5 protein-coding genes are annotated in these 3980 nt (G+C 36.7%); 4 read left to right on the top strand and 1 reads right to left on the bottom strand.

All coding sequences use genetic code 11. The annotated features are described in order from the left end of the window. Positions 1 to 60 precede the first annotated feature (60 nt). The gene (locus BTU61_RS08400) at positions 61 to 963 is read right to left on the bottom strand and encodes a DMT family transporter (RefSeq protein ID WP_200773154.1); all 903 of its coding nucleotides are present in this window, start codon (positions 961 to 963) and stop codon (positions 61 to 63) included. 185 nt (positions 964 to 1148) lie between these two features. Here BTU61_RS08400 and BTU61_RS08395 point away from each other — a divergent pair, with 185 nt between their 5' ends. The 4 genes from BTU61_RS08395 to gap all read left to right on the top strand — a co-directional run bounded on the left by BTU61_RS08395 (position 1149) and on the right by gap (position 3818). After that, the gene (locus BTU61_RS08395) at positions 1149 to 1625 is read left to right on the top strand and encodes an RrF2 family transcriptional regulator (RefSeq protein ID WP_006145833.1); all 477 of its coding nucleotides are present in this window, start codon (positions 1149 to 1151) and stop codon (positions 1623 to 1625) included. Between the two features lie 155 nt (positions 1626 to 1780). Further along, positions 1781 to 2209 carry a galactose-6-phosphate isomerase subunit LacA gene (lacA, locus tag BTU61_RS08390; protein ID WP_200773153.1) on the top strand — a complete coding sequence of 143 codons (429 nt, stop codon included), beginning with the start codon at positions 1781 to 1783 and terminating at the stop codon, positions 2207 to 2209. An 11-nt stretch (positions 2210 to 2220) separates the two neighbouring features. Beyond that, the gene (gene lacB, locus BTU61_RS08385) at positions 2221 to 2739 is read left to right on the top strand and encodes a galactose-6-phosphate isomerase subunit LacB (protein WP_200773152.1); all 519 of its coding nucleotides are present in this window, start codon (positions 2221 to 2223) and stop codon (positions 2737 to 2739) included. A 62-nt stretch (positions 2740 to 2801) separates the two neighbouring features. Then, positions 2802 to 3818, top strand: a complete 1017-nt coding sequence (gene gap / locus BTU61_RS08380; protein ID WP_200773151.1) for a type I glyceraldehyde-3-phosphate dehydrogenase — start codon at positions 2802 to 2804, stop codon at positions 3816 to 3818. Positions 3819 to 3980: the final 162 nt, after the last annotated feature.

Below are 3980 nucleotides of genomic sequence, written 5' to 3'. Positions count from 1 at the left end.
AATCGAATTCTAACGAATGACCGATTTCTGTCCCACTCTCTTTTTATTGTATACTTGATTTCATTTTTGCTTCCAATTTACCAAAACTAAAGCAAATACTACCATTGCTCCACCAATTAACAAGTTTAACGTAAAGGCTTCATGCAAACCTACAATTGAAAAGAGTGTAGAAAATATCGGAACTAAGAATAAGAAACTACTAGCTGTCGTTGCTCCTTTTTGACCTAGACTAAAGAACCACAATCCAAAAGAGCCCACAGAAGCAGGTATAATTAACCAAACAAACCAAATCCAGCCCCAAAATCCTAAATTTACAAAATTATAACTTTCATGTAGGGGTAATGAAAATAGATAGAGGAAAATACCTCCTAGCAATAATTGCCAACCTGTAAAAATCCAAGGCCCATTATCAAATGGGACTTTTTTTGTAATAATCGTATTGACAGACCAACAAAAAGAACCTAGTAAGGCAAACAAGGCTCCTAAACTAAAAGCAGAACCATCCCATCCAATGCATATCACAACTCCTGCAACTCCTAATAGTAGCGCACTAATTTTTTTGAAGGTCAGTTGATCCTTTAGAAGGAAATGAGCTAACAAAGCTAACCAAAGTGGATTGGTAAAGAGGATAATCGATGACATAGAGGACGACAGGCCATAAGCTAAAGCAAGATTCAAAAACCCCATAGTTCCAGCTGTTTGTAAGAGTCCAATTATCATTACAAGAATAAAACCCTTACCTTTTCTTGCTCCACTTTTAGGAATAATAGAGGACCAGTTCCCATGTAAACATTTTATAGCTAACATCAAGGCTCCCGCAATCATGAACCGCACACCTCCAATTAATAGAGGGGGTGTCTGTTCAACGGCGATTAAGTACTTCCCCGTCGGAAAAGAAGATCCCATAAAAATCGTTGTCAATAATATGGCTGACAAAAAGATAAGATTCGATTTATTTTTCATGACTACTCCTTTACAAGATATTAAAGATATTTTTTGTCTTTTATTTTACTCGTTTTAAAACAAATGTCAAGAAATCTCCAAATAATTTCAAAAATCTTTTATCCCACTGTATATTGAGAAATCATAAAAAAAAGTCTATACTGGTATTATGGATGTGAATTATCTTTATATACGGAGGTACACAGATGCATTTATCATCTGGATGGGAACAGTCTATATACGTTCTACTCATGCTTGATCAACTACCAGAAGGAGAATATATCAATTCCATTTTCTTAAGTGAACGATTGGGGGTTTCAGATTCCTATTTAAAAAAAATTATTAAACTGCTAGATAATGAGGGACTAGTAAAATCCGTTCGAGGAAAAAATGGAGGCATTGCTCTTTCAAGACCTCTGAGCCAGATTAGTTTTTATGATGTCTTTGTTGCTATAGAAGGGAAAAATCGTATTTTTGAAAGTCAAAATCTTCTAAAAAGATTCTTGGGAGAGGAAGAAGGAAAAAAAGCCAAAAGATGCGTTGTCACCAATTCACTGGATATGATTGAAAATACGCTGGTCTCTACTCTCACTTCTATCACGCTCAGCCAAGTTGCTTTTCAGGCTGAAATGAACTATGATTTAACCGACGTCCGAGACTGGATCAATCATCATAAAAAATAGTTGGGGATTTTTTTCCTCAACTTTTTTATATAATTTCTTGACAAATATTTTCATAGGGTCTATACTTTAATTGAAGATAAAGTTTGTCTTCTATATCGTTAAAAAGATGCTTATCGCATCCTTTCCTATAGCTAAAGTAAAGAAAGAAGGTTCTTATGAAAGTCATTTTAGCTACTGACCGAGATGGTTTCCAATTAAAAGAAACTGTCAAAAACTTTTTGCTTCATTCCGGTTATGAAGTTATTGATCTCAACTCTACACACGGTTCGGAGGATTTTGTAGATTCTACTGTCAATGCCGTTCAAGAATTTCGCAAACATGAACACGCTCGTGCAATTCTTTTCGATAAGTATGGTCATTCCTTTATGCCTGCCAATAAGTTTAAGGGGATTATCTGTGCAGCTGTTTCCGATGAACACTCAGCCATGATGACCATTCGACACAATTCCACTCCAATTATTAATCTCGGTTCTGGAATTACTGGAGATATTCTTGCGGTTGAAATTGTAAAAACTTTTTTGGAACATGATTATGACGCTGGACGTCACCAAGTCCGCATTGATATGCTAAACAAACTCTGCTAGGAGGGAATACTATGAAAATTGCACTCGGTTGTGACCACATTGTAACAGATGTAAAAATGAAGATTTCGAAACACCTCAAAGAACAAGGACATGAAGTTATTGACGTCGGTACTTACGACTTTGTCCGTACCCACTACCCTATTTACGGCCGCTTGATTGCTGAAGAAGTTGTGAAAGGAAATGCCGACTTTGGTGTTGCCCTTTGTGGTACAGGTGTTGGGATTGCAGTTGCTGCTGATAAAGTCCCTGGTACTCGAGTAACCCTTGTTGGAGACGTAGTAACTGCTCGTGCTGCACGTGAAAATCTCAACTCAAACATTGTAGCCTTTGGTGGAGCCATTCTTGGTATTAATTTTATTAATAACATTGTAGATGAATTTATCAATACTAAATATGAGGAAAATCCTGAAAAAGAAAAGTTGATTGCCAAAATTGATCAGCTTTCTGAAGTGACTCCTGATGTAGCTGCTAATGATCATATCTTTGATGAAGAAAATGCAAAATGGGCTCGTGGAGAATATCACGATTAGTGTTCTCAACCATTTTCAACAATTTACTTAGATGTTGAAATAGGATAAAGGAGGAGAATAAAATGGTTGTTAAAGTTGGAATTAATGGATTCGGCCGTATTGGTCGCTTGGCATTACGTCGAATCCAAACACTTGATAATATAGAAGTTACTCACGTCAATGATTTAACTGATTCAAAAATGTTAGCTCATCTTTTAAAATACGATAGTACCCAAGGAAAATTTAAGGGAACAATTGATGTTAAAGAAGATGGTTTTGTTATTAACAACAAGTTTATTAAAGTCACGAGTGAGCCTGATCCTGAAAAAATTGATTGGGCTTCTTCAGGAGTTGACATTGTATTGGAAGCAACAGGTTTCTTTGCAACAAAAGAAAAAGCCGAAAAACATCTTCATAAAAATGGTGGTGCAAAGAAAGTAATCATCACTGCACCAGGTGGAAATGATGTAAAAACTGTTGTATTTAATGTCAATCATAAAACCTTGACTGGTGAAGAAACAGTCATTTCACCAGGCTCATGTACAACAAATTGCCTAGCTCCTATGGCTGACACTTTAAATAAGAAATTCGGAATTCTAGTTGGGACTATGACAACAATTCATAGCTATACTGGTGATCAAATGACGCTTGATGCTCCTCATCGCAAAGGAGATTTGCGACGTGCGAGAGCAGCCGCAGTAAATACGGTTCCAACTTCATCTGGCGCTGCCAAAGCTATTGGACTAGTTATTCCAGAATTAGATGGTTTGCTAAAAGGCCATGCACAACGTGTAGCAACTCCTACTGGCTCTCTTACAGAACTGGTTAGTCTCGTAAAAACACCGGTCACTGTTGAAGAGGTGAATGCCGCAATGAAAGCTGCTCAAAATGAAAGTTTTGCCTATAATGAGGATTTCATTGTCTCTAGTGATATTATCGGTGATACCCATGGTTCAATCTTCGATGCAACTCAAACAGAAGTTACTACAGATGGACAAAACTATCTTGTGAAGACGGTTGCTTGGTATGATAATGAAATGAGTTTCACAGCTCAATTAATCCGCACTCTAGAATATTTTTCTAATATCTCTAAGTCATAAAATCTATCTATTATATGCTTCAACTTGTAAATAGCTATAAAACAAATCACGTAAATTGTTTAAGACAACCTCGGTGACTACCTTGAACAAGCAAAAGGGCTGGTTTCAGGAAACGAAATGGTCAGCGGTGCCTTGGACAAACTGAAAGGTTTGTTCTAAGAA

The organism is Streptococcus lactarius, from assembly GCF_016642265.1.
Taxonomy (GTDB): domain Bacteria; phylum Bacillota; class Bacilli; order Lactobacillales; family Streptococcaceae; genus Streptococcus; species Streptococcus lactarius.
Note: the sequence above shows the minus strand (reverse complement) of the source record. Positions and strands in the feature narration are given on the sequence as shown.

Coding starts and splice junctions, on each gene's coding strand:
- BTU61_RS08400 (WP_200773154.1), bottom strand. CDS start 963: ATGAAAAATAAATCGAATCTTATCTTTTTGTCAGCCATATTATTGACA.
- BTU61_RS08395 (WP_006145833.1), top strand. CDS start 1,149: ATGCATTTATCATCTGGATGGGAACAGTCTATATACGTTCTACTCATG.
- lacA (WP_200773153.1), top strand. CDS start 1,781: ATGAAAGTCATTTTAGCTACTGACCGAGATGGTTTCCAATTAAAAGAA.
- lacB (WP_200773152.1), top strand. CDS start 2,221: ATGAAAATTGCACTCGGTTGTGACCACATTGTAACAGATGTAAAAATG.
- gap (WP_200773151.1), top strand. CDS start 2,802: ATGGTTGTTAAAGTTGGAATTAATGGATTCGGCCGTATTGGTCGCTTG.